The organism is Salinisphaera sp. G21_0, assembly GCF_017744115.1.
GTDB lineage: Bacteria > Pseudomonadota > Gammaproteobacteria > Pseudomonadales > Endozoicomonadaceae > Endozoicomonas.
In genome coordinates this window covers 72,785-98,994 of sequence record NZ_JAGHQW010000005.1, presented here as the reverse complement: position 1 = coordinate 98,994, position 26,210 = coordinate 72,785, and the positions used below count along the sequence as shown (strand labels likewise).

General features: G+C 49.5%; 22 protein-coding genes and 1 pseudogene. 11 read left to right on the top strand and 12 right to left on the bottom strand.

The annotated features are described in order from the left end of the window. Nucleotides 1-182 precede the first annotated feature (182 nt). The 4 genes and pseudogenes from J7439_RS04040 to J7439_RS04025 all read left to right on the top strand — a co-directional run bounded on the left by J7439_RS04040 (nt 183) and on the right by J7439_RS04025 (nt 6,992). Nucleotides 183-2,072 carry a M26 family metallopeptidase gene (locus tag J7439_RS04040; RefSeq protein WP_209200543.1) on the top strand — a complete coding sequence of 630 codons (1,890 nt, stop codon included), beginning with the start codon at nt 183-185 and terminating at the stop codon, nt 2,070-2,072. A 179-nt stretch (nt 2,073-2,251) separates the two neighbouring features. After that, nucleotides 2,252-2,794 (top strand): annotated as a pseudogene (locus tag J7439_RS04035) (AMP-binding enzyme); the annotation flags it as partial. Nucleotides 2,795-3,093: 299 nt separating this feature from the next. Next, nucleotides 3,094-5,127, top strand: coding sequence for a M26 family metallopeptidase (locus J7439_RS04030; protein WP_209200541.1), 2,034 nt, complete (start codon nt 3,094-3,096; stop codon nt 5,125-5,127). Nucleotides 5,128-5,768: 641 nt separating this feature from the next. Further along, nucleotides 5,769-6,992 carry an ankyrin repeat domain-containing protein gene (locus J7439_RS04025; RefSeq protein WP_209200540.1) on the top strand — a complete coding sequence of 408 codons (1,224 nt, stop codon included), beginning with the start codon at nt 5,769-5,771 and terminating at the stop codon, nt 6,990-6,992. A gap of 151 nt (nt 6,993-7,143) precedes the next feature. Here J7439_RS04025 and ggt read toward each other — a convergent pair whose 3' ends face one another. Together ggt and J7439_RS04015 are read right to left on the bottom strand one after the other, a co-directional pair. Continuing rightward, a complete protein-coding gene (gene ggt, locus J7439_RS04020; protein WP_209200539.1) occupies nt 7,144-8,892 on the bottom strand; it encodes a gamma-glutamyltransferase in 1,749 nt (582 codons plus the stop codon). 208 nt (nt 8,893-9,100) lie between these two features. After that, a complete protein-coding gene (locus J7439_RS04015) occupies nt 9,101-9,679 on the bottom strand; it encodes a hemerythrin domain-containing protein (protein WP_209200538.1) in 579 nt (192 codons plus the stop codon). A 267-nt stretch (nt 9,680-9,946) separates the two neighbouring features. Between J7439_RS04015 and J7439_RS04010 the strand changes: the two genes are divergently transcribed. The 4 genes from J7439_RS04010 to J7439_RS03995 all read left to right on the top strand — a co-directional run bounded on the left by J7439_RS04010 (nt 9,947) and on the right by J7439_RS03995 (nt 12,446). Further along, nucleotides 9,947-10,135 carry a hypothetical protein gene (locus tag J7439_RS04010; protein WP_209200537.1) on the top strand — a complete coding sequence of 63 codons (189 nt, stop codon included), beginning with the start codon at nt 9,947-9,949 and terminating at the stop codon, nt 10,133-10,135. A gap of 232 nt (nt 10,136-10,367) precedes the next feature. Continuing rightward, the gene (gene efpL, locus J7439_RS04005; RefSeq protein WP_209200536.1) at nt 10,368-10,934 is read left to right on the top strand and encodes an elongation factor P-like protein EfpL; all 567 of its coding nucleotides are present in this window, start codon (nt 10,368-10,370) and stop codon (nt 10,932-10,934) included. Between the two features lie 304 nt (nt 10,935-11,238). Next, entirely contained in the window at nt 11,239-11,763 is a 525-nt protein-coding gene (locus tag J7439_RS04000) for a hypothetical protein (protein ID WP_209200535.1), read from the top strand. 74 nt (nt 11,764-11,837) lie between these two features. Then, nucleotides 11,838-12,446, top strand: a complete 609-nt coding sequence (locus J7439_RS03995) for a DUF416 family protein (RefSeq protein ID WP_209200534.1) — start codon at nt 11,838-11,840, stop codon at nt 12,444-12,446. Between the two features lie 51 nt (nt 12,447-12,497). Here J7439_RS03995 and J7439_RS03990 read toward each other — a convergent pair whose 3' ends face one another. Continuing rightward, nucleotides 12,498-14,540 (bottom strand): hypothetical protein, encoded by a 2,043-nt coding sequence (locus tag J7439_RS03990; RefSeq protein ID WP_209200533.1) that lies wholly within the window; start codon nt 14,538-14,540, stop codon nt 12,498-12,500. A gap of 52 nt (nt 14,541-14,592) precedes the next feature. Further along, nucleotides 14,593-14,955 carry a hypothetical protein gene (locus J7439_RS03985; RefSeq protein ID WP_209200532.1) on the bottom strand — a complete coding sequence of 121 codons (363 nt, stop codon included), beginning with the start codon at nt 14,953-14,955 and terminating at the stop codon, nt 14,593-14,595. Nucleotides 14,956-15,196: 241 nt separating this feature from the next. Between J7439_RS03985 and J7439_RS03980 the strand changes: the two genes are divergently transcribed. Continuing rightward, nucleotides 15,197-15,394 (top strand): DUF2788 domain-containing protein, encoded by a 198-nt coding sequence (locus J7439_RS03980; protein WP_209200600.1) that lies wholly within the window; start codon nt 15,197-15,199, stop codon nt 15,392-15,394. Between the two features lie 58 nt (nt 15,395-15,452). Here J7439_RS03980 and J7439_RS03975 read toward each other — a convergent pair whose 3' ends face one another. After that, nucleotides 15,453-16,901 (bottom strand): DASS family sodium-coupled anion symporter, encoded by a 1,449-nt coding sequence (locus tag J7439_RS03975; RefSeq protein ID WP_209200531.1) that lies wholly within the window; start codon nt 16,899-16,901, stop codon nt 15,453-15,455. A gap of 89 nt (nt 16,902-16,990) precedes the next feature. Here J7439_RS03975 and J7439_RS03970 point away from each other — a divergent pair, with 89 nt between their 5' ends. Next, complete coding sequence (locus tag J7439_RS03970; RefSeq protein WP_209200530.1) at nt 16,991-17,647, top strand: pseudouridine synthase; 657 nt, start codon at nt 16,991-16,993, stop codon at nt 17,645-17,647. Then, nucleotides 17,608-18,072, top strand: coding sequence for a VanZ family protein (locus tag J7439_RS03965; RefSeq protein ID WP_209200529.1), 465 nt, complete (start codon nt 17,608-17,610; stop codon nt 18,070-18,072). Before J7439_RS03970 ends, J7439_RS03965 begins: the two co-directional genes overlap by 40 nt. A gap of 140 nt (nt 18,073-18,212) precedes the next feature. On the opposite strand, the gene J7439_RS03960 is transcribed toward J7439_RS03965, so the two are convergent. The 7 genes from J7439_RS03960 to J7439_RS03930 form a co-directional block, all read right to left on the bottom strand. Then, nucleotides 18,213-18,974, bottom strand: coding sequence for an amino acid ABC transporter ATP-binding protein (locus J7439_RS03960; protein WP_209200528.1), 762 nt, complete (start codon nt 18,972-18,974; stop codon nt 18,213-18,215). Beyond that, entirely contained in the window at nt 18,958-19,908 is a 951-nt protein-coding gene (locus tag J7439_RS03955) for an amino acid ABC transporter permease (protein ID WP_353622994.1), read from the bottom strand. Before J7439_RS03955 ends, J7439_RS03960 begins: the two co-directional genes overlap by 17 nt. A 45-nt stretch (nt 19,909-19,953) precedes the next feature. Next, entirely contained in the window at nt 19,954-20,763 is an 810-nt protein-coding gene (locus J7439_RS03950; RefSeq protein WP_209200526.1) for a transporter substrate-binding domain-containing protein, read from the bottom strand. A gap of 190 nt (nt 20,764-20,953) precedes the next feature. Continuing rightward, nucleotides 20,954-22,345: a Fic family protein gene (locus J7439_RS03945; RefSeq protein ID WP_209200525.1), complete on the bottom strand. Its 1,392-nt coding sequence runs from the start codon at nt 22,343-22,345 to the stop codon at nt 20,954-20,956. Nucleotides 22,346-22,677: 332 nt separating this feature from the next. Continuing rightward, a complete protein-coding gene (locus tag J7439_RS03940) occupies nt 22,678-24,537 on the bottom strand; it encodes a V-type ATP synthase subunit A (RefSeq protein WP_502950403.1) in 1,860 nt (619 codons plus the stop codon). A gap of 18 nt (nt 24,538-24,555) precedes the next feature. After that, nucleotides 24,556-25,245 carry a DUF2764 family protein gene (locus tag J7439_RS03935; protein ID WP_101747255.1) on the bottom strand — a complete coding sequence of 230 codons (690 nt, stop codon included), beginning with the start codon at nt 25,243-25,245 and terminating at the stop codon, nt 24,556-24,558. A gap of 196 nt (nt 25,246-25,441) precedes the next feature. Then, nucleotides 25,442-26,134 carry a hypothetical protein gene (locus J7439_RS03930; RefSeq protein WP_101747257.1) on the bottom strand — a complete coding sequence of 231 codons (693 nt, stop codon included), beginning with the start codon at nt 26,132-26,134 and terminating at the stop codon, nt 25,442-25,444. Nucleotides 26,135-26,210: the final 76 nt, after the last annotated feature.

Below are 26,210 nucleotides of genomic sequence, written 5' to 3'. Positions count from 1 at the left end.
CTCTTTGCCGTGAGAATCCCCGAGTCAGGCACGAATAGGCCTTCACTACCCGTGTGGCATTTTCATTATGCTGGATGACCGAACAATCAAATTACAAAGTCTCATGACTGTCTGTGGCGGTCTTGGGAATTTGAGCGGTAGGAAACCAGCGCAATAATTAACGCCATCATGAGGGAGTGATTTTGATACAGCCACCAACCATGCCCGGCAGCGTTACTGCCAGCGCCTCACGACCTGCAACAACCCAGTCTGTCGGGCCACAGGGACGGTGGGGGCGACTGGGTGTGTGCACAGAATCTGACGCCGTACCGTTGTTACAGGACAATACCCGGGAGGAAAACCCGGTAAACGACCACAGTACAATAAAAAACAGACAGCAAGACGTACCGCCGCAGCACCGTAAACCGGCCAGCACAACGCCCCGGACTCGTCAGCTGCCGAACCTGACCATGGTACCATGTGCTCCGTCCGGCCTCACTGCTGCCAATGCGACAGCCACAGCCAACGATCACAGTGACCGGTGGATAGCGGTGCCGGACGCTGCAACCCTGGGCAAGATCGGCCATGACCCTGACTATCCACTCAATGGTACTTACCGACAGACCGGGGATATTGATGGTAGCCAGTTGGGCCAGCCCATTGGTAATGATACTCATCCATTTACCGGCACCCTCCGTGGCGAAAACGGCACCATTTGTAATCTAAGCCATTGTCTGGTGCAAACGCTGGGCGATGAAGGCCGGATCGATGGCCTGAGCTTTAACGGTGCCAATATAAGAGACAAAGGCCCGGTCGCGGTAGTGGCCTGTATCATTGCAGACGAGGCCATGGTCAGTAATGTCAGCGTTGACAATGCCCGTGTAGTAGCCCTGGGTGACAGTGCGGGAATTACCGGGGGGGATGTCCGGGGAACGGTGTTCAACACCACCGCAGTCAACTGTTCAGTGGCAACCTCCGCTGGCGGTAAAGAGACCGGGAACGCAGGTATTGGTGCCGGGCTAATTAGTGGTAATGGTAATGTTGTCGATACCACCGCGGTGAACTGTCACGTGACAGCTTCCCTCAGGGATGGAAGTGCAGGCATCGGCGTGGGTACGGCTTTTGGTAATGGCACGCTTGCTGACACCACGGCGGTGAACTGCAAAGTCGAAAACTCCGGAGATTATGGCTACGCAGGTATTGGCGCGGGCAGAGCTGCTCTTTTTGGCATGGTTGCCGACACCACAGCGGTGAACTGTAACGTGACAGCTTCCGGCTTGGATGGAAGTGCAGGCATCGGCGTGGGTGGGGGCGTTTTTAGTTTGGCAACTGTTGCCAACACCACAGCGGTAAACTGCAATGTGACAACCTCCGGCACTGGCGGGGGTGCCGGCATCGGGGCGGGCACGCTTTTAACTGGATTTGATTCTACAAAGATTGCTGACACCACCGCGCTGAACTGTACCGTGGCATCCTCCGGAAAGGACGCATCTGCTGGCATCGGAGCGGGAATATTAGATTCTAAAGCCATCATTGCCAGCACCACTGCGATAAATTGCGAAATCGACAGTGAATATGCAGTGGCTTCTATCAAGGGTGGTTCTGACCCTGATATCTGTAATGTTCGTATTAATGGACGCTGGCAAAACAATACCGTTCCTGGTTGTCAGCCCTGGCTGGATAATTTATGTGCAGGTATTGACTATGGTCTGCTGACGCCAGATTGTTGGCCTGGTGAGGCACTGGCAAACAATCCTGTTCGTCAGTGTGGGTTCTTCCCTGTCGTCCCGACAACAACCCCAACCACTTCCAGCAATAGCAGCTCAAGGGCTTTGGACCTGAGTCAAGCTGCTATAGCCGGTATTGCCCTGGGCGGTGTGCTTTTTGTGCTGGTGGGGGTTTTGTGCATCTACCGTTACTATCGCAACCTGGCATCGTCTGCGGCTCCGGCTGGCTATAGCCCCATATTGGCCGGGGGCATAGGGGACGACAATCCCGTGACCAGATCCCCCGAGCGCTCCGTGAACCCACTACCCGATCTTGCAGAAGACAACGATGATGGTGAATTAGTGCCGTTACTCCGGTTGGTATAGCATCCGAAACTTAGAAAGCACGCATGGTATCAATTAAGGACTGTTTCCAAGCTCAAAAATAAACTCACTTGCAGCCTTTACAACAGGCACAGAAAAATTACTGCCAATTATTTGCCGTATAATTCCCCAGCCGGGGGAATTATTGAAAGTCATTCTTCCGGATATCAGCTATGAAGTTGCACTTCCCGTCCATGCCCGTTGGCTTATGGAATGACCCTGATGGCAGCAAGTACCACAACGCCTACTTCAACGAGTTTGCAGGGGGCTGGGCTCATGGCGATTACGGCGAGCTGACCCGGCATGGCGGCGTTATTATCCATGGCCGGGCCGATGCCGTATTAAATCCGGGAGACGTCCGCATTGGTACTGCCGAGATTTATCGTCAGGTTGAAAAGGTAGAAGAAGTACTTGAAAGCATTGCGGTAGGACAGGAGTGGGAAGACGACACACGCATTGTGTTGTTTGTGCAGCTTCGTGATGGCGTGACACTTAATGATCAGTTGATCCGGAAAATCATCCAGACCATTCGCAGCAACACTACGCCTCGTCACGTTCCCGCCAAGGTTCTGCAGGTCACCGACATTCCAAGAACCATCAGCGGTAAAATCGTTGAGCTGCCGGTGCGTGAAGTTATTCATAATCGGCCGGTAAAAAATACCGATGCCCAGGCCAACCCGGATGCCCTGGATCAGTTCAGAAATCGTCAGGAACTTTTTTCCTGAGCTTTTCGAAGTACTGAAGGCCTCACGCATTTCAGGCTGGCCCGTTTTATGCTCTTCTCGGGAATTTTCACAGCAAAGTAACGCATCCGGGGCTATTCTACCCTGCGGGTTGTTTGCTCTTTTGCCGTGAGAATCCCCGAGTCAGGCACGAATAGGCCTTCTCTCCACGTGTGGCATTTTCATTATGCTGGATGACCGAACAATCAAATTGCAAAGACCTATGACTGCCTGTGGCGGTCCCGGGAATTTGAGCGGTAGGAAACCAGCACAATAATTAACGCCATCATGAGGGAGTGATTTTGATACAGCCACCAACCATGCCCGGCAGCGTTACTGCCAGTGCCTCGCAACCATCAACAAGCCAGTCTGTCGAGCCACAGGGACGGTGGGGACGACTGGGTGTGTGTTCAGAATCTGACGCCGTACCGTTGTTACAGGAAAATACCCGTGAGGAAAACCCGGTAAACGACCACAGTGCAATAAAAAACAGACAGCAAGACATACCGCCGCAGCATCGTAAACCGGCCAGCACAACGCCCCGGACCCATCAGCTGCTGAACCCGACCATGGTGCCAAGTGCTCCGTCCGGCCTAACTGCTGCCAATGCGACAGCCACAGCCGACGATAACAGTGACCGGTGGATAGCGGTGCCGGATGCTGCAACCCTGGGTAAGATCGGCCATGACCCTGACTATCCACTCAATGGTACTTACCGACAGACCGGGGATATTGATGGTAGCCAGTTGGGCCAGCCCATTGGTAATGATACTCATCCATTTACCGGCACCCTCCGTGGCGAAAACGGCACCATTTGTAATCTTAGCCATTGTCTGGTGCAAACCCTTGGAGGTACAGGCCAGATCGATGGCCTGAACTTTAACGGTGCCAATATAAGAGACAAAGGCCCGGTCGCGGTAGTGGCCTGTATCATTGCAGACGATGCCATGGTCACTAATGCCAGCGTTAAGAATGCCCATGTATTAGCCCTGGGTGACAGTGCGGGGATTGCCGGGGGGAATGTCCGGGGAACGGTGCTCAACACCACCGCAGTGAACTGCACTGTGGCAGCCTCCGCTGGCGTGGAAGACGCTGGAGCAGCAGGTATTGGTGCCGGGTTTCTTCGTGATAATGGCAGGGTTGTCGGCACCACTGCGGTGAATTGCACATCGGCCAGCTCTGAATATTCAGGAGCAGCAGGCATTGGTGCGGGGAGGCTAATGGCAGGTTTTAAAGCAGAGGGGCGTCGTGATGGTCATGGCATGGTTGCCAACACCACGGCGGTGAACTGCAAAGTTGAAAATTCCGCTAAATATGGAGGTGCAGGCATTGGCGTGGGTACGGCTTTTAATGATGGCACGATTGCTCACACCACGGCGGTGGACTGTTTAGTCGAAAACACCGGTGATTATGGCGACGCAGGTATTGGCCTGGGCAAAGCTGTTTTTTTTGACATGGTTGCCAACACCACAGCGGTGAACTGTACCGTGGCCGCTTCCGGTTTGCGTGGCAATGCAGGCATCGGCGCAGGGGGAGGCAGCTTTTCTGTGGCAAATGTTGCTAACACCACAGCAGCAAACTGCACTGTGACGACCTCCGGCCCCGGCGGGAACGCCGGTATCGGGGTGGGCATGGTTGGTGGCGGATTTGAATCTGTAAAGATAGTTGGCACCACCGCATTGAACTGTACAGTGACAACCTCCGGCAAGAGCGCAGATGCTGGCATCGGAGAGGGAGGATTTTCATCTTATAGCAATCTTGCCTGCACCACGGCGATCAATTGCGAAGTCGACAGTGAATATGGAGATGCTGGTGTCATGGGTGGTCCTGAAGCGGGCATCTGTAATGTCCGTATCAATGGACACTGGCAAAACAATACCGACCCTGGTTGTCATCCCTGGCTGGATAATTCAGGTGCAGGTATTGACCCTGGTCTGCTGCCGCCGAATTATCGGCCCGATGTTTATAATTTTACGGCACTGGCAAACAATCAAATTCATCAGTGTGGGTTCTTCCCGGCCACAATCCCGACAACCATCCCGACAACAACCCCAACCACTTCGGGTAAAAGCAGCTCAAGGGATCTGAACCTGAATCAAGCCGCTTTAGCCGCTATAGCCCTGGGCGGTGTACTCTTGGTGCTGGTGGTTGGCTTGTGTATCTTCCGCTACTATCGCAACCGGGCATCGCCTGCGGCTGGTTATAGCCCCATATTGGCCGGGAGCACAGGGGACAATCCCGTGAACAGATCCCCCGAACGCTCCGTGAACTCACTGCCCGATATTGCAGAAGACAGCGATGATGGTGAATTGGTGCCGTTACTTCGGTTGGTATAGAAACCGAAAGTTAGAAAGCACGACTGTTATTAATTAAGGACTGTTCCCAAGAGGCTGACCGAGAATAGACTGCTATCCTCGCTAATGGGTCGCCTGGACGGGCGCTATCCTCGCTCAGCCTCCTAAGCTGAAAAACAACTCACTTGCAGCCTTCACGTTCTGGAAAAACGCTTTTCAGAGTGCAGTGGTAGCAATCCGGCCAAGGTGGTTCTCGCTCTCTCACTGGTTTTGCACTGACAGTGTTTCTGTATATCTGATCAGTCCTTTGACAACAGATTTCAGGAAAATACCAATGGAGGTGAAAGGCAGCTGCTCGCTTTTAACGGAGATCTGTTATGAATAATGTTACAAATTCGATAAACAATTTAAGTAATTTTCCAACTTGTGCTCTCTGTAAAGAGCAAACAAACAGCTTATTTGGTGGGCGATCGGTGGTCACCGCGTCGTGCCCTGAGTCCCACCAATTCCATCTTGACTGCATTCTTCAACCATTGCTTGATCAAGCCAGGGCTGAGGCCAGGCGGAGTGAACTGCATTGCATTGTCTGTTCGGAGCAACCTATCCTGCCGTTGCTTCGTTGCTCTCAGCCTTTAGCTGCACATGCCTGTCGTTATGGGGATCTGGAAGCACTGGGAAAGGTGTTGGATCTTGATATCGACAATATAGGCTGGCAACAACAATCTGGAGGAGCCGTTTATGCTGACAATCTGGAGAGCATAATTGATGCCCTGGGAAAGATTGCCGCTAAACACGGTCAGGTTGAGTGCTTGCAATTATTGTGGGAAAAATCAAAAGAGCCACACCCCAATCCTAACTCTGTATTGTATACAGCAGCTGCAAATGGCCGGATTGAGTGTCTGGAGTGGGTATTAAACACCTGGTTCAAGGGGCACCATAGAGATTACATTACCGAACAACTTAATATGGCAATGGGTTCTGCTGCTGGAGAAGCTCAGGTAGAGTCTATGCGGTATTTGATGAAAAAGGGGGCGAACGAAGCTGCTGGAGCCCTGCGTATTGCCTCGGAAAGTGGCCAAACTGATTCAATCCGATTTCTGATGAAATCATGGTACTGTTTTGAGGATCTCAACAGTGGACGACGTACTGAGATTTTAAATGAGTCTCTGATGATCGCCACCGCGAAAAATCTCCCCGTGAGCGTACATGTTCTGCTCAACGAGGGGGGGCTCGCTCTTAGTCTTGATCTCAATCATGCATTGTTCAATGCAGTTGGGTCAGGCAGCACCGAGTGCATGCAACCTCTGATTGACGCAGGTGCGGACATTAATGGCAGAGTTGAAAAAGGCAGCGTTCTCACGAACGGTTTCACGCCTCTTACCTGTGCGGTCAGTCGTCAAGACAAAAAGCTCATGAACGCAGTCATGCTCGCCGGGGCAAATGTGGATGTTAAAAACCGGTTTGGCGACTGTGCACTTCATATCGCCGCTGGACTTGATGATATTACCTTTCTTCAAAAACTCCTTGAGTCTGGGGCGGATCGCAATGCCAGAGATCAACAGGGCCGTACGGCCCTCCACCTGGGCAACCGGACTGACAATGTAGAATGTGCCAAAACTCTGATTAGGGCTGGGGCAGATATTAATGCCAGAGACTACTCCGGTGAAACTGCACTCTTTGCGGCTGCCAGAGAAAACAATATCGGATACCTTATGACCCTTATTGATGCCAATGCAGATATTAACGTCAAAAACAACAGGAACCAGACGGCGCTGGATTTTGCAAGTGACGTACAATGCGAGCGAGCGCTTATCGGAGCCGGAGCCAAGTACAGCTGGCAGTTAGAGCTATTGGATGTTGCAGAAGCTTTTGAAGATCTAAATGATCTGCAGTGCACTTTATCCTGATCCTTATTCGCTGCTACTTTGGTTTGGGATGAAAACAAGAGAAAAAACGGTTCTTTTCTTGCTATTCCATAGCCATGACTCTGGTGAGGCAGATCATGGCTTGGAGTCTTAAGTCAGTGCCATTGGTCTTCGATCTTGGGCATACGGGTATTCAGTCCCCCATAACCGCACCTTCCCGCCGTGGATCAGCAGCCCCTTCCAGGCCTGACTTCTTTATAACAATGGCATGCAGACCGCTGTTCAGATCACGGACTGATACCTTATACCCCATTGCTTTTAGCGGTATTACCAGCTTTTCCGCATCCGTTCCGGACTCAAGTTCATAAGATCCCTGCATATTGATTCGGTGAGATAGACTAACGGCTTCATCCACGGGTAATTGCCAGTCCAGATGAGCAATAACTGTTTTGACAACATGAACAATTATACGACTGCCACCCGCAGAGCCAAGAACCATATAGGGCTTGCCATCACGTAACACGATAGTGGGCGTCATAGAAGACATTGGTCGTTTTCCTGGTGCTATGCGATTGGCTACCGGTTTGCCATCAATAAATGGACGGAAGGAAAAATCCGTCATGGAGTTATTCAACAGAAAACCACCAACCATCAGGCGTGAGCCAAAAGCATTCTCTACGCTGGAGGTCATCGCCACCGCATTGCCATCACCATCAACAATGCTGATATGCGTCGTTGCCGGGAGTTCCAGCGCTTCAACGGAAGCCTGACGTATTTCGTCTATGCCCGGCGGCAAGCCCGGAGCAACCCCTTGCAACGGCTTTCCAGTTTTAAGCAGCCGACTTCGCTCAAGAAGATAGGACTTATCCAGCAACCCCTCCGGCACATTAATAAAGTCCTGATCCGCCATATACATTCCACGGTCGGCAAAAGCCAGACGCGTTGCATCACCAATCAGTTGCCAGCTAATGGGGTTGTCCTTGCCCAGTTCAGGCAGGTTGTAGTGATCCAGCATCCCGAGAATCTGCCCCATGGTCAGCCCACCCGAACTCGGTGGTCCCATACTGCACACCCGATACCTCCGATAGTCCATACAGGCAGGGTCACGTTCCTGAACCTGATAACGGTTCAGGTCACTCATAGTCAGTAAGCCAGGATTATCGGTTACTGAGTTCACCGTTGTGACGATATCGCGACCAATCTCTCCCTGATAGAACGGATCAATCCCACGACTGGCAATAAGAGACAGAGTATTGGCAAATGGCAGGTTTTTCAGCAGATCGCCTTCCTGCACAGGACGGCCTTCAGGATAAAAGTAGTTTCTCGTGTTTTCATAACGCCCCAGACGTGTCTGATCCATGGCAACAAGGCTGGCCAGTCTTGGCGACACAATAAACCCTTCCCGGGCCAGTTTTATCGCTGGCTTGAACAAGGTTTTCCAAGCCAGTTTTCCATGCTTTTGATGCACTTCATACATCAACTTGAGCAGACCGGGAGTTGCTACCGATCGCCCACCCACAACCGCATCATAAAACGCCCTGGGTTCTCCTGTTTCATCAAGAAAGTGATCCGGCTTTACCTGCCCCGGTGCAGTCTCACGACCTTCCCAGGTGGATAACTGTCCGACCTTATTATCAAAATAAACGACTAATCCCGACCCACCAATACCTGAAGATTGCGGTTCCACCAGGTTCAGTACCAGCTGCGTGGTGATGACAGCATCAATAGCAGAACCGCCCTGTTTGAGAATTTCGTAACCAGCTCTCGCTGCATAGGGGTTTGCAGTAGCTACCATATAGTCAGAGGCCCTGACCAGTTCCTGTTCCGTATTGCCTGTACCCGGCTCGGGCGCAATCTCTCCGGGGGGAATGGCATCAGCAAGAACGAAATGAGCCTGCATCCAGAAAATGCCTGCAACAATCCATGTTATTGGTTTACCCACGCTCCATCCTCTCTTTCGATAGCGAAATAAAAAACTGCCCTATACAATTATCACTTTATGAATATCAGTGCTATTACATTGCAGACTGGGTGAAGAAGATAAAGGCGAAGGGACAAGCCGCAAACTGAGTTACGGTCTGGACAGAACTCCCAGCAAATTCTTAACATGCAATTTGCTGGAGAGTAAAGGTTATGAGTAGAGCTGAATATCAAATAACCGGCTCAACCCCGTTTTCCCGCTCAGTAACATACTGGTACAGATTTTGGTATACCTCCCATAAATGAGAACCAAAAAGTGGATCAGACATCTGTTTAAGATCATTATCAACCAGTACCAGATCATCAACACTCAATAAGGACTGCATCGCCGGAATCATATACTGGTTTTCCAGTTCCATATGTTCCCGCTGCAATTCACTGTAGAGCGTGTATTCAGCCAGTAGCAGATTAATCGGGATAACCTGGTCAGAAGCAACGGTATTGAAAGCCTCCACGAGCCTCTGGGTCATTGCCGTAATCTGCCGGTGTTGATCCTCAATCATATCAAACTGAACCCGTTCTTCTTTACTGGCCAACCGGGGACGAAGCCGGGCCATCAACCTGGACTCAAGAGGATGGTGAAATGCATCTGGATAGTTATGCATATAATCCAGCGCTTCAATAATAATGTTCAGCTGAGGATTGTGCTCACTGCCTTCCCGGTAACCAGAGACCTCGTAATCCAGGTAGTCCAGCAAGCGTGCCATATGCTGATGGTCTTTGATGATTCGGTCAATCACTGTCGTCATATAGCATCCCCCTTAGATATTTCTTCTAATAATCTTTTTTATAGGCCCAGCCTTTTTCAAGCATTGATGTAAGTCAATTTTTTCTATGTTAGCGAGCACGATGCAATATTTTTCATGAAATTGACAGACAACAAGCTTCATCAGTGGTTTACATAGGCTTTCAACAAACTTTCATGACAAGGCACTCTTTTTATGCCCTGCATCAACAAACGGAGTCATGGCGAAAGGTAAGCTACCGCGCACATTATAACTGGCTCGGAGGTTATCATGCCGAACCCCCTGTACATGCTTGAATACCTGGCATACGCTGGAGTGGATACCAAGCCTCTCGTTGATGAGAAAGCCATTAAGGAAGAGTATTTAAGGCAGATATACCGTGTGGATTCCAGGGATAAAATTCTCGATAACACGGGCAAGGTTGTTGGTAAATCCAGTAACCCACGACATCTGCATTGATGAGACTCATCTTTAAACCCCAATCCGGCATTGTATTGCGCAACACTTCACTCACTGCTCTCTTTATCAGCAGGCATAATCAATTTAAAATGCCCCGATGGATGCTTTACTCTGGCTGTCCGGCCAGAGACTCCTGACGCTGGAACTTGACTATCCAGGTCAAACAGTACAGACCAGAGCAATCATCACTCCAACCGTATTTATCTGCATACCAGCTATTCCGAGGAATCCAATGCCTTACGCTCGAGAACTGAAAAAAGGCCAGATTGTAGACATTGAAGGCCAGTATTATCAGGTTCGTCAGGTTGAGGCGAAAAGCCCATCTGCCCGCGGTGCCCAGACCCTGTATAAGGTTCGTTTCAGTTCTGTTCCCGGCGGCCAGAAACTTGAGCAGACACTGACCGGCGACATTCTTCTCACTGATGTGGACCTGCAGAGAAGAGCCGTCACGCTTCTCTATCGTGAAGACAATGAGTGTACGTTTATGGATTCTGAGGATTATTCCCAGTATCTCGTCAATGCCAGCACGATTGAGGACCAGCTTCTCTATATCGCTGACAATATGGCAGGCCTGACCGCCCTGCTGGTTGATGGCCAGCTACTGGCGATTGACCTGCCAGCATCCGTTGCCCTGGAAATCGTTGATACAGCCCCTGGCATAAAAGGAGCCTCGGCCGCGGCAAGAACAAAACCGGCCCGGGTCAGCACTGGCCTGGAAGTCCAGGTTCCAGAGTATCTCAGTAACGGGGAAATCATTAAAATCAATACAGAAACCGGGAAGTTCATGTCCCGCGCCTGATGGCCATTGGTTTCCGGGGATGTTCTCTGGAAGCCATATTCGAAATATAAAAAGATATTTTTATTCTCTAAAACAATTAAAACACTCAAAACCATAGATCAAATAGAAATATGATACCTTTGTTCAAGTTATTTTCACTCTTTAGGTGTCTAATGTGATGGTATGCATTTAAACAATATGTTTTAAGCAATTGGTTTTTGATTATCTAAATAGAATTAAAAATATTCTCTTCCTATCGAAAACCCAAAAATCTCTTTTGGAGAAAAAGAACAAACAGACATAAATCAACTCAAGGATTAAAGCTATGAAAATAACTAATATTGCCCAAAACATTTTTCGAACGATTTACTTATCTATGGCAATGGGCTTTATATCCTATTCATCAGCTGATCATTCCCTGCTGATGGAATCAAATGATAGAACTCCGTTTTTAAACGATGTTTCATCCATGAATGATTTTCTGGCACCGACCTATCAAACAGACCACAAACAAGCAGAATTTATTTTCAAACAGACAATAGAGATCAATGAAGAGCGCATTGGCTCATTCATTTACAAAACCATTGACGACCCGGATAAGGTCCGGGACCGGGTTGCAGGCTCAGCCATTCTTTACGGACTGGAGAGCATCGGTCTTGGAGAAAGCGTTAAAGAAAGTATCTACTTTATCAGGCAGAACACCCGATATTCTTTCAGTGATTGTGGGGAAGTCCAGCTCAGGACCAATCGAATTACTGCCGGCAGCTGCTTACCGGATGGTGGTGCTGTTGAGTTAAATTCCAATTATAATTTCAACTCTGTACGACTGCAGTTTACCTGGCCCCTGTAAATTTAAAGTAGTGATGTCGCTGTTAACAAGAAATGCTAAAATGCCAGCGGCATCAACCCTAATGGTAATCATCATTGAACACCCGCACACTATACGCTCAATATTCCCGCCAAATTGAATTACTCGCTCCCTGGCAACTGGCCACACTGGCTACGGCTGTCACTGAGAGAGCATGGCCCAACTTTGCACTGTTTTCAGAGCTGGCAGAATTTGGCCATGCTGCCGATGTGAGGCACTGTCTGAACATGCTCTGGGACTACACCGCCGGACTTCAATCGGCAAAAAACTTCGAACGTCTGCTTGAACGACTGGATGAAAATACGCCAGCCCCTGAAGATTTTGATATGTTTGGTGTTGAACCGGCGCTGGATTTTTCGGCTGGTCTTAACTGTGCCATCAACTGTGCCATGAAAGCATCCATTGATGAAACAGCCAGTGCATTAACGGTGTCACTCAGCACCATCGGTAAATTCATAAAATACACTGAAGCACAAGAGCTCAGAGGGACAGAGCTCGCGCAGTATACTGAAGAGCATGAATTGTTTGAGGTTCAACGTCGGTTTATCAGTGAGTTGATCCGCATGGTCTGTCAGCAAAAGAAACCATCAAAAGAATTTACCAAAGAGCTTCGGCTTCTTTCTGCCAACGATGGCGTCAGTCAACTGGGGATCAGTCTTGATTAAGTCAAGTGGACCGGCATTCGCTGCTGCACAGTTATTGCCGGTTGCCCCGGATTACTTCACATTAGAAATGATATCCCTGAGCAGGGAGTAGATCTTCTGCTGGGCGTTGGACATGGCCTCAAAGTTTTGATTATACGTCTGCATCGCCCTTTGCAGCTGAACGGTCTGAATCTGACTGTTGCCATTGAGATTATCACGGGCATTAATCAGGCTCTTCTTTAACGTGACCCACTCTTCAGGGGTCAGCTTGCCACTGCCGCTGGCATCGGGATAGGTAATCCTCAATATATTACTCAGGAGTTCTTTCTCCTTCTGGGTCATAAACGGCGTGGTACCGCTAAACTCATCATTGACTGACTGGCTGAACGCCAGCTTCCTGCCAAAAAAACCGGATACCTGATTGCTGGAATCATTGGGATTCGCTTTACTGATGGCCTGGGTACCCCGGCCATCATACTCCCACTGGTGCATGCCTCCGGCTTCAAACAGGATGTGACCATCATGATTGTTGACATCCAGGCTATGGCGGTTTTTCGGACGAGCAGCATTTTCTTCAGCCTGTGGAAGTGGTGCATACTGATCATAGGAGAATCCGGGTATAGTACTGGAGGCAGACATTGATTTTATGTTAATTGCGCCCTCATCCATATGGTAGTTTATCCATGATCTGAGCTTTGCTGCTGAATGATCCATCACGCGTTCAAAGAAATCATCCACAGACTCTCCGGGGACCAATTTGTAGCTATAATTTCTGCCATACGAGTTATCGTCCCCATCAGTATCCTCCAGCGTCAAGTTAATGGAATAGCCATTGGTCTGTAATTCTTTTTCAAGCCCTTTCATCTGTTCATCGCTGAGATCTCTTTTCGTCAGGTCACTTCTCAATTTTAATAAATAATCATCAGTGAATGCCTTGATACTCCCATAATTCTCAGAGTCATAAAAATCCCGGCTTACGTTAATAGCGCTGGATGAAGCTTGTTTGGTTGTTTTACTGGTCCCTGGTATCACTTCCTGATAACTATAAGCGGGAAAGTGAATGTCGGTTTGGATATACTCTATTTCTATATCACCTTCCTCTGCATGGACATAGTTTCGGAAATCCGTTTTAGAGCTATTAACGGCACGTCCAATAAATTGGGAGAGCGTTTCACTGGCGTAGGGCTCATAATCAAATGTTTTACGATAAATCTCATTAGTATTATCCGCGTCACCCAGTTCCCAGTAAATAGATATCCCGCCATCCGACTTTATCTTGGACAGTATGGCGGCCTGTTCCGCTGGAGATTTATTCTGAATAACCCCTTGCCACTGGGAGGATACTCTTTCCCCATGGACGGCATCAATGGTGTCGTAATTTTCGTTCTCATCGTAGTGCTCATACACCGGCAGAGTGTTAGCAGGAACACTTACCGTTTGCGTTTTTGAGGTCGGCTGGGATACTCCCACGTCAGTTGGGGTCTCAACGGTAGGGGAGCCGATGGTCATTGATCCGGCAACATTAACATCACTGATTTTCATTCCCTGATTATCTCGGGTAATGATAATCGAAGTTATATCCGCCATTCCTCCGGAAAAGTCCGAGGAGTTGAATGTTTTATCCGGGGCTCCGGCCTTAAAGGTAATCTCAGTGCCATCATTCAGTATATAGGTCATGTCGTTCATCACGGGAATGCCAACTTCCAGTGCATCCACCGTAGCACCGGCAGGCACAGGTATCAGAGTCTGGTTCTGGTAGATTAACTGATTACCATCCCCGTCAAGGAGAGTGAAGGTATTCCCACCCTTACCATCTGGCTGGAAATTCAACCCGTAACCATTATCAAGCACAACATTTTTGCCTTTAACCTGCCATGTGGTGGAGGAATAATGGGTTGATCCATACTCGGCGACATTAGCCTTGCCAATCAACTTATTAATGGTATCTATATACTGGTTACTTTTATCAATTTCACCAATAATTCGTCGAACTTCTGAGTCCAGCATTTCTCCACGCTCAAGATAGACAGCAGCAATGAAGTCCTGCTGACTCATATCTGCCGGATTTAGAGTTTTTATATCATTCGTCGTGGAAACGCCGTTAACGTTATTCATGCTGAACTCATCCCTGAAAAGCATTTATTTTTTGTATTGATCTGTTTACGCCCTATACATATCCAGAGCGCTTTTTAACGGTACTTGCTTTCTTCACTTTACGTTGCGTGAGCAGACGGCTGGCACTATTCAGCTCTTTGCGCTTAGCCGCTGCTTCATTGGCCATATTGCTTTTAAACTCATTATGAAAATTGAGCAGTTCTTCCCTGGCTTTCTGCTTTTGGCGAGATGTCCAATAGTCACTATTGATAAAAGCACGTAGCTTTTGCCGGTCCATTCCACCATTTTTCATAAACTCTTCCTGCTTATCCAGCAACGCTTTTGCCTCCCGGACGGCAGCCTTTGATGCCTCCGAAGTCAGATAGTTGGTTTTTTGTAATTTGGTGACATCTACCAGCCTGAGTTTGAGCGCCATACCTACCCCCGGATAGCCTTTGACCAGATCATTTTGAAACTCTCTGGATACCTATATCGGTCTGGGGACAAATCTGTGTAGGGTCTGTTGAAGGTTGAGGGTTGCAGCACCTGGCAATAACGCATCAACTGATGGGAGCTGTACTATGTTTATATGCGATATTGGCGACTCAGCAGAAAATGCCTAAAATACCGGCATAAGAAAGTTGGCGAAAAAAGTCGGCAAAATTTCTGGAGGTTCTATGGATGTTGCTGAATTCGAATCCATCATGTTGCAGGTCTTAATCAGCGGGCTGGTTTTATTTATGGCTTTTATCGTTTATGACCTGGCCAAAAAATCCAATGCGGGAAAATGGGGTACATTTGTACTCTTTGGAGCTCTCGGCCTGGGTGTCCTGGGTTTCCTGATCAAAACGTTTCTTGTTGAGGTGATTGTTTAGGCCACAACACACTGTGGCAAATGGCCGGATCAGTTACAACTTATTGGCTATAACCTGGCTATAAATAGCCTAACCAGGACAACCAGACACTACCCAACCCCAGCCACACCAGCAAATAGAGCGAACTCATGATCAACCCGACTTTCCACCAGGTGGAAAGAGAGAGATAACCGGCCCCATAAAGAATTGGTGCCGGTCCATTTCCATAGTGGGTAATAACAGCACAAATATTACTCATATAAGCCAGCATCAGTGCACCTCCCAGTGGCGGAACACCAGCTCCGAGCATAATCAGCAGAAAACCGGCATACATGGCACTGATCTGTGCTGTGGATGCGGCAAAGAAATAATGGAAAAAGTAGTAAAGTCCACAAACGGTGATCATTGCCAGCCAGGCGGGCAGACCGTCAAACAGAACGCCAACCTGATCACTGACATAGCTCACTACGCCATAGGCACTGAGGTAATGAGCCATGGTAATAAATGCCCCGAACCAGATCATGGTGTCCCAGGCCCCCTTATTACCACGGAGATCATCCCAGTTCAGAACACCGCTTGACAGCAGAATGCACACCCCCACCATGGCAACCAGCGTCGCTGAAAAGCCCAGCTGCTGGCCAAATATCCAGAGCACAAGCAGCGCCAGGAATGTACCGGCCATAATCCATTCATCCCTGGTCAGGGAGCCCAGGCGGTGAAGTTCATCCTGTGCCACCTTGACGGCCATGGGGGTTTCTTTCAATTCCGGCGGGATAATGCGATACAGGCAAAGTGGCATCAAGATAAGACAGACAATACCGGGTAACAATGCCCCCAGGGCCCACGTCGCCCAGCTCAACTCAATACCCTGATTGCCAGCAAGCTTGACCACCAGTGGATTACCCGCCATGGCGGTCAGAAACATGGTGCTGGTGATGGCATTGGCATGGAAGACGATCATCAACAGAAAAGCCCCCATCCTTTTGGCAGTGGCTCCCGGTTTACTGTCATAGACAGTGGCGATGGATTGCATAATGGGGTATACCACAGCACCTGCGCGAGCCGTGGTACTGGGCATTGCCGGGGCAAGCAGCATATCCGTCAGGGTAAGTCCGTAACCCAGCGTCAGGGTTTTCTTCCCCATGATACGCATGAAGCAGTAGGCAATTCTGAGCCCAAGCCCGGTTTTTATAAACCCGTGAGAGATGAAAAACGCCAGCACCACCAGCCAGGTTACGGGATCACCATAACCCGCCAGTGCCTGCTTGAGGGTCAGCGTTTTGGTCAGTCCCAGAGCTGTCACCCCCATCAGTGTGATTGCCGACATGGGCATGGGGGTGACCATCACCCCCAACAGGGTGCTGATAAAAATAATCAGCATATGCCACCCCTGCAGATCCAGACCTTCCGGAGCGGGTAGCACCCAAAGACTCCCCCCCAATAGCAATGGAGCTAAATAACTGATAACTGATTTCAAATCAGTTGCCCGCTGCTGAGGGTGATCACAGCTTGCTGGTGGTGTACTCACACAAACCCCTTTTAAATGGTTAAGGCCATAGTCTAGTCCACAGGTTCTCCTGCATTTATAATTCTGACTTTTCTCATCAGTGATTACCCATGCAGGCTTCTGTTATACGCCCTTCCAAAAAAAGCCGATTATTGCTTTTTAATAAACCTTACGGTGTCCTGACCCAGTTTACGGACCAGGAAGGACGGCAAACCCTGAAGGATTTCATTAACATTCCCGGCATCTATCCAGCGGGCAGGCTGGATCGAGACAGCGAAGGGTTGTTACTGCTGACGGATAATGGCCAGTTGCAAAACCTGATTGCCTCACCTGAGCACAAGATGCCCAAAACATACTGGGTTCAGGTGGAAGGAATCCCGGACTCTCAACCCTTAGACCATCTTCGTACCGGAATAGTTCTGAACGACGGCCCTACTCTCCCGGCCCGGGCAGAAATCATTGACCCTCCTGATGTCTGGGACAGAGTGCCGCCCATACGGGAAAGAAAGTCGATTCCGGATTGCTGGATTCAATTAACTATAAAGGAGGGTAGAAACCGTCAGGTAAGAAGAATGACCGCTGCTATCGGCCATCCAACACTCAGGCTGATTCGCTGCCAGATAGGATCATGGAAAATTGACGACCTGCAGCCGGGTCATTGGCGTGAGCTGGAAATTCCTGCTTCACTGAAAGACAAACTCAATACAAACAGATCCAAACGTGTAAAGTGGAAAACCTCAGGAAATCCCCGTCACTGGAAGACGTAATTCTTCAGCACTATTTACCGGTCAGCAGAGCGGCATTAGCCATCACCCTGACAGCCATCACTATTTTGTCTCTATTGCCTATAGATAACTTCAGAGGTGTTGACCTGACATTCTGGAGGCTACCGGTGGCTGCTGACAAAATAGCCCATTGCCTTGCTTTTCTGGTTATTTCCGGCCTGCTTGATGGCTGTTGTTACCAGGACAATTTCAACCTGAAAAAAGCGGCTATCGCGGCTTTATACGGTATCTGGATTGAAGGCCTGCAATCCCTTACCGACTATCGCCACCCATCGTTCTGGGATATCGTCGCAAACTGCTTTGGCATCCTTATGTACTGGTTATTGATTCCAGCATTTAAAAGAACGCCTGTATTAAGGGTTCGCTGGGCGTTTAAGGAAACACACCCAGGAGATAACAACGGATAATTACATCTAACCGATCCGACGTTATAGCCTTTCGGATATGGACCAGGAGAAAGGATAGAGTGATCAAAGAGCACAGCTGAAATACTCCCCCCCCCCCGGAATCCATAAAGAGCCAGCTGTTTTACTGACCAAAGATTTCGTCAAATTACCTGACTTAAGAAAACCCGCAAACGTTCATTCTCCGGTGCCTGAAAAAAAACCTCCGGCTCACTATCCACCAGTAACTCACCGCCGTCCATAAACAGGACCCGATCAGCCACCTCCCGGGCAAACCCCATTTCATGGGTAACCACCACCATGGTCATCCCCTCTGCAGCCAGCTGTTTCATCACATCCAGCACTTCACCAACCATTTCCGGGTCAAGGGCACTGGTGGGTTCATCAAACAGCATAATCCGTGGCTGCATGGCCAGTGCCCTGGCGATGGCAACCCGCTGTTGCTGTCCACCCGACAGTTGCGGAGGAAAACTGGCGGCCTTATCCGACAGCCCTACTTTCAGCAGAAGGGCTTTTGCCCGCTCCTCTGCTTCAGTGCGGCTGATGCCACGAACCTTCATGGGTGCCAGGCAGATATTGTCCAATACTGACAGGTGGGGGAACAGATTAAACGACTGAAAAACCATCCCCACTTCTTCCCGGAGTTTATTCACATCCCCGGGCGTGGTCAGGGATATACCATCAATAACAATTTCACCCGCATTAATGGTTTCCAGCTGATTCAGGGTTCGCAGAAATGTCGACTTACCGGAGCCGCTGGGGCCAATGACCACAACGACCTCACCCTCCTGAATATTCTGATGAACATTTTTCAGAGCATGCACCCCGTTGGGATAGACCTTCTCAACCCCGGTGGCCCGGATAATGCCCGCTGCGGACAAAGAACCTTCAGTCTCTGACGGCATATCTCACCTCCAAACGACGGACCAGCCAGGAAAGCATGGCGGTCAGAACCAGGTACAACAGGGCAACACTGAACCATACTTCAAACGGGCTGAATGTCACACTTACCACTTCCCGTCCAGCCTTGGTAAGGTCTGTCAGCGAGATAACGGAAACCAGCGAAGAATCCTTGATCAGGTTGATAAACTGGCCAGCCAGTGGTGGCAACACCCTTTTGAACGCCTGCGGTAGAATGATATAGCGCATGGTCATGCCACGGCTCATCCCCAGACTTCGTCCGGCCTCCATCTGCCCCCGGCTGATAGATTCGATACCGGCCCGGATGATTTCTGCCACATAGGCTCCGGTGAATACTGACAGCGCCACCACACCGGCGGTGAATCGCTCCAGATCCATAACAGTGCCAATAAAGAAGTAGACAATGAAGATTTGCACCAGCAGGGGCGTCCCCCTCACCAGCTCAACATAAACAGTCGCAAGGTGACGCAGTGCCGGATTGGGTGATATGCGCGCCAGACCAGCCAGAGCCCCAAGAACAATGGCAAAAACAATAGACACCAGGGAGAGCTTGATGGTCATCCAGAGTCCATTGGCCATCGGTCCCGGCTGCCAGTGATAGTTGACCGCCAACAGGTCACCTGCAAAGATCAGGTCACCGTCACTGACAGCAATTTCCTGATAACCGACAACAGTCATACGCTCACTGTCGTCAGCATCATTAATGAGGTTTAGCTCTCCTGCTTCATTACTTTGTATGGTGCCATCAAACTCCGCACGAAGTTCATCGCGGGCCTGATAAACAATGTACTGGGGAATTCGATCCCAGCGCCAGATATAGTCAATCGCTTGACTGGACTTGTAGATACCCAGACCCAACAGCAGCAATATTGCCGCAAAAACCAGATTCCACAGAACCTGGTTTGGCGGCTTTTCCATTTGCAGAGGCTGGCCTTTCACGGGTTTACCCTGCAGCATCAACCGTTACTTCAGGGTCTTTTGCCATGCGGAACTTTCGAACCACTTGGCATAAATTTTATCGTAAGTACCATCGCCCTGAATCTGGGTCAGGAAGTTATTTAACCAGTTAACAAAGTCCGGGTCCCCCTTGCGAACGCCCCAGGCCAGCGGCTCATAAGTGAAAGGAGTGTCCAGGTGAACCAGTTTGCCCGGATTCTGGCTGGAGTAGACCGCATTAAACGGGAGGTCATAAATAAAGGCATCTGCCTTGCCATTCACCACTTCAATGGCACCTTCAGATTCGGTTTCGAACAATCTCAGCTTAGCCTTGCTCAGGTAGCGCCTGGCGGCCAGATCGCCAGTGGTGCCCAGCTTGGAAACCACCGTATATTTTGGATTATTCAGATCTTTGTAAGACTTGATTTCATCTTCCAGGCCATTACGCAGCAATACACTCTGGCCAATGACAATATAGGGGTTGGCAAAGTTAATCTGCAGGTTACGCTGGGAAGTCAGAGTCATACCGGACATGATAATGTCAAACTTATCCGTCACCAGTGCCGGAATAATGCCATCCCATGCGGTATTGACAATTTCCAGCTCTACGCCCATGGACTTGGCCATCTGCCGGGCAACGTCCACATCAAAACCAACGATCTTACCCTGCTTGTTGGTCATTTCAAATGGCATATAGCCTGCATCCAGACCAACACGAAGCACCTTGCGCTCCATAATCTTGTTCAGCGTGGACTCTTCCCATATCTGGTTATAAGAGGCAAAAAGCGAGGAACTGAACGCCAGCAGAAATGCCAGCATGGCGGTAATTTTTTTCATTATAACTCCTTTCCGCAACCAGATATCCTGTACCACTGGTGCCAGAACTTTTTTATCATTATGTACGGCGAATCCCTGACCGCTTTAGCCTCGTAGTTATCTGGTTATACGAGGAGAACATTCTGCATTGTACATATACTGTCGTTTTTTACCAACAATACCAACCCAACCTGTCAACATCCGTAACCCCCTATCGCCAGTCTTGCTGCAAATACCCATGCAACCTGCTTTTTGCCTGATCATGAAAACAGAGAGAGGGTGGATTAGATAAGGTTGGCTGCCTATTGCGCTGTATACCGATAAAAAGATCCTGCCCTTCCTTTATCATTTGGGAGAACTCGGCAGATGACTTCGCAGTAATGGCGTCAGCATCCAGAATAATTGACGGAGGCTGACCATTTCTGAGCAGCTCGCGATTGATCAGGTAAATAATGGTTCTGCCATTTCCGTCAAGAAAATAGTGCAAAAGCATTAATCGCTTTGCCAGCCGGGCAGTAGATAAGCGAACATCTTCCGGAGTCGGGGTGCTATGCAGCGCCTTTCTATGGTCAACCAGCACGTTTATCAATACATTTTTCTTGCGAATATTACCTTTGTCAGGCTCATCACAATAGGCTCTGACCGTAACTTTACCCGGTCTCTCATCATTTGGCGCATGGTAGCCACAAATATGAAAAATTGCGTGATTTTCAGGAGAGAGTTTATCTATACCCCGGTATTTTTTATCGCAGTTCTGCACGAATAACATCATTTCCAGGTAACCAGACTGCGTGAATTTTTCTTTCGGAATATCAAATACATGTGATACAGCACAGTCATAAGTTGGAGATATAGGTTCACCATACCAGGACTTGACATCCTTAGTCAGACGTTGATGAATCTGATTCAATATCAACAAATTCACAGGTTCAAGATCGCCACGACGGGACTGCTCCAACAAACCTGCAAAGGCCTGACAAAGATTATGAACCGTATTGGCATCATAATTTTGGGCATCTACCCCCAGATAATAGTCTTCCTTCGAGCCAAACAGCATTGGAAAATAGCATGCTGGAAATCCCCGGGTAAGCCGATTTCTGTCCATTGCAACCTGTAATTCCGGAAGGGATTTTCTATGACTGATGATTCCATCGACTATTGCGTCATAACACCCATCCGGATATTTTTTATAAGCCTTAAGAAGATGATCAGCTGTAGTTTTCCTGGAACTATCCAGCCCGGAAAAAGTGGCTCTTATCAGCTGGAAAAAAACAGCTTTCACCTCACTGTCTTTTAAGACATCACCTGCCAGCTCATAATCGCTGTCTGTGGCAGATTCTCCTTTTGCAACAAGAGCATCGATCAAAATCCCTGACACAACAGGAAAAAATCTGATAAATCGAGGGGTAAAACTTTTATCACAGTCAGGATATGCTGGCTGCACAAATTGCCTGCAAAGCTCAATGTCATGTTTCAGGAATGCCTGCAAAGCACACTGAACCCTGGTTTTCACTTCTATCTTTTGCGCAGAGACTGGTTGAGTAACAGTACCGATAGCTGAAAACCTCTCAGCCAAACGCTGCATCCTGCCGTCTTCCTGCAAATTTGAGCCAGAATCAGCGCCTGAAAGGTCATCATGTTCACAGGGGGTAACATGGTAAGAGCCCATCCTGCCACCCGCACGTTCTTGCTGATAAGAATGGTAAGTTTGAACAATGCAAGAGTCAGGCAAGCCTGAAATTTTATCGCTATCCATATAACACCGACTGCTCTTTTCAACATAGCCAGTGTTGATATTAAAAAAACCAAAAAGTTCAAACTAAATCAAAGATATTCAGGGGATAATGGGCGAAGACATATCTGAAAATATCCGGGTTAAAAAAGTACTGCCGGCATCGCCGGCAGACTTGGACAGGACGTGTTATACAACAGCCATCAGGCAGCTAAAGCACCCATGGCGTAATGGCTGCGAAGCTCCTGAATACGGTGCATGTAGTTGTTGTATTCAGGTGATCCGTGATGTGCATAGTGCATGTTCTTGAACAGGCCGGTCAGCTTGATAAAGTAATCACGCACCTCTTCTTTCTCGCTGAAGTTGTACTGCTGACGAATCAGGCTCACCACCAGGTCAAAGTTTTCCTGCTGACGATGGATTGGGCAGGAAGCGTCCACATCGTCAAAAGCGTCCTGCTGCAGATAGACCATGTCCAGCATGTAAGACTTCTGGAAAGTCACGTAGTCTTCCAGAGTAATACCCTCTTCACCAGTTACCTGCATCATCTGGTTGATGCTGTCACCACGCACCAGCAGTTCCTGCATCTCCCGGACATTGCTGACCCACTCTGGTGACAGGTTTTTCGAGTACCAGTCTTCCAGCTGATCCAGATAACGGGACCAGGAGATCAGAGGATCAATCGCCGGGTAGAAACGCTTGTAAGCACGATCATAAGACAGACCAAGGAACGCCTTTACGGTACTCAGGGTGGCCTGGGTCACCGGCTCTTCAAAGTTACCACCAGCCGGTGATACAGAGCCAATCATGGTCAGGGAACCTTCGTCGCCGTCTTCGTTGCGAACCACACCACAACGCTCGTAAACCCCCTTGATGGCAGAGTCCATATAGGCCGGGAAGCCTTCTTCACCGGGAATTTCTTCCAGACGGTTAGAGGTTTCACGCATGGCCTGGGCCCAGCGGGAAGTAGAGTCAGCCAGGGCCAGCACGTTGTAACCCATCTGGCGATAGTACTCACCCAGTGTCAGACCGGTATAGATAGAGGCTTCACGGGCAGCCACCGGCATAGACGACGTATTACAGATAATGACCGTACGATCGATAAGGGCACCACCGGTCTTGGGGTCCTGCAGGTGCGGGAACTCTTCGATGGTTTCAACCACCTCACCGGCACGCTCACCGCAGGCAGTGACAATAACGATATCCGCGTCGCAGTAACGGGAAAAACCGTGCTGCAATACTGTCTTACCGGAACCGAAAGGTCCGGGGATACAGCCGGTACCACCACGGGCAATCGGGAAGAAGGTATCAACGATACGGGTGGTGGTGATCAGCGGCTGGTTAGGGTAAAGACGCTCGGTCTTGCCTTTTGCGGCCAGCGTTTCAGCGATTGACTTACGCACCGGCCAGCGCTGGTACATGGTCAAGGGAATTTCTTCACCCTTATGGTTTTTCACCCGAGCCACGATAGTGTCAACAGAGAAGTTGCCTTCCTGAATCCAGACCACTTCCACTTCACCCACGGTATCAAACGGAATCATGATTTTGTGGGTAAAGCGACCTTCCGGAACGGTACCAAAGGTTTCACCGGCACGGAGTTTATCGCCGATTTTAGCCACGGCAGTAAACGCCCAGTTATGGGTACGATCCAGGGACTCAACCTGAACACCACGCTGCAGGAAGCGACCATGCAGATTCGCCAGACGCTCCAGCGGGTTCTGCAGACCGTCGTAGATCATGCTGAGAATACCAGGCCCCAGATCCACAGACAGCATGTGCCCGGTCTGAATGATCAGGTCACCGACAGCAACACCACGGGTTTCCTCAAACACCTGAATATCCGCCGTGTTGCCACGAACACGGAGAATCTCGGCCATCAGCTGCTCTTCCACCGCTTCATTGGCGCGACGGCTTGGCAGTACATAGACCACCTCGTTCTTAACCAGCGGCTTTTTCGCACCATCTTTGCCACTGATGCTTTCGATGGTGATGATATCACCCATCACCGCTACCACCCGGGCAGAGGTCTGTTGCATCAGATCTGTTTTTGTCTGTTCAGTCATGTGTATAACCGTTGTCGTTTAATCCGGGGAACCCGGCAATTGGTGGGCAAATTCCCCTAATGCCTGCTGGGTCAGCTCATTAAACCGAACCACTGCCTGTTCACCATTGTAGGAGGTCCAGCGTGCCACCAGGTTCCAGCGCAGCAGATAGATCACCACGGCTTCAAAATCGAAACGGTGTCTGGCACCAAGCTCGTTCAGCTTGTTCCACACCGCTTCCATCACTGTTTTTTCCAGCGTCAGGTAGTCTTTTTTACTCAGGCATTCAACCGCCACCGGAATCCAGGGGAATGCATGCTGCAAACCGAGGGTGGGATGATTCCAGTTATGGCGGATGTAGGCATAGCGGCTACCGTAACTCCATTTCGCGGACGTCGGAGCCTGAATACCATTGGCCTTTCGTCGCAAGGCGGCAGCAATGGTTCGCATATCCAGACGCCAGTTCACCAGCTCTTTCAGATCAGGACTGTCCAGCTCCTGCAACAGGCGCTCTGCCAGATTGATCAAATACGCTTCTTTGATCTCTTCGCCCAGATGGCTCCAGTGCACCAGCTGTTCCACCTTAACCAGTGTTTCACGATCTGCCGTGGACAACATGGCCAGACGGCGGTCCAGCTGAATGCGTGAGATAGGCGTAATCTTGCTGTTAAACAGTGAGTCAATATGCGGCAGCGATGTCAGCAGGGTATAGTAGGCATTTTCAGCCATTGTATTCTCCTTGGGGAGAGTAATCCGGGTTTTGCCATTTTTTTGCCACGGAATCACGGAGACACAGAGAAAAGAAAACCTGATAAAAAAGCTCTTTCTCCGTGTCTCCGTGTCTCTGTGGCAAATGGCATTTTGAATTCCCCCCCCTTATACGAACGGGTAGCGGGGGTTTCCCTGCCACCAGAACTGACACCAATTATTTAATAATGCCTTCAAGCAGGGCACGGAAACGTGGCTGCAGGTGCTTCAGCAGAACCGCAGCAACGGCTTCATCGGTCAGCTCGACCTGGATATCCTTGTCTTTCAGACGAAAGGCAATGCCACTCTGGCCAGCACCACCAACGGTGAACGTTACGCCATCCTGAAGCATCTCACTGGCCCGCTTCATGGCGAACTCCAGCAAACCACCGGCCTTGAGCAGCTCAGGTTTGTCACGCAGTTCATCCACACCAATGACTTTTCTGGGCAGGATCACTTCGATGTTGTTTTCGCCGCGCAGATTGTTCTGGCCAGCCACTTCCAGAATCATCCCTTCCAGCAGTTTGTCGCCTTCCATGGAGTGGCTGACCACCGCACGGATCTGGTCTGAGAATTTTTCCAGCAGATAGTCTTTCAGCTCAAGGACGGCATTTCGCTCAGCCAGCTGCAGCGCTTCTTTGCCTGCCCTGGTAATAAAATCTGCTTCCTCACGGGCCTTGCCAACAATGGCACTGGCGCGTTTTTCGGCATCCGCGATCAGCTCGGCGGCTTTGGCTTCAGCGTCAGAAATAATCTTGCCCGCTTCCTGGCGACCGCTGTCGACGCCCTGGTTACGCAGCTTTTCGATCAGTTCCTGAACACCGACGGAAACGGTCTTCCCGGTTTGTTTTTCAGGAGTTGCTGTACTCATTATCTAATCCTGTATTTGCTTATGGGCCAATTTTTTGAACCACAAAGCTCACCAAGTTCACAAAGGAAAGAAATAA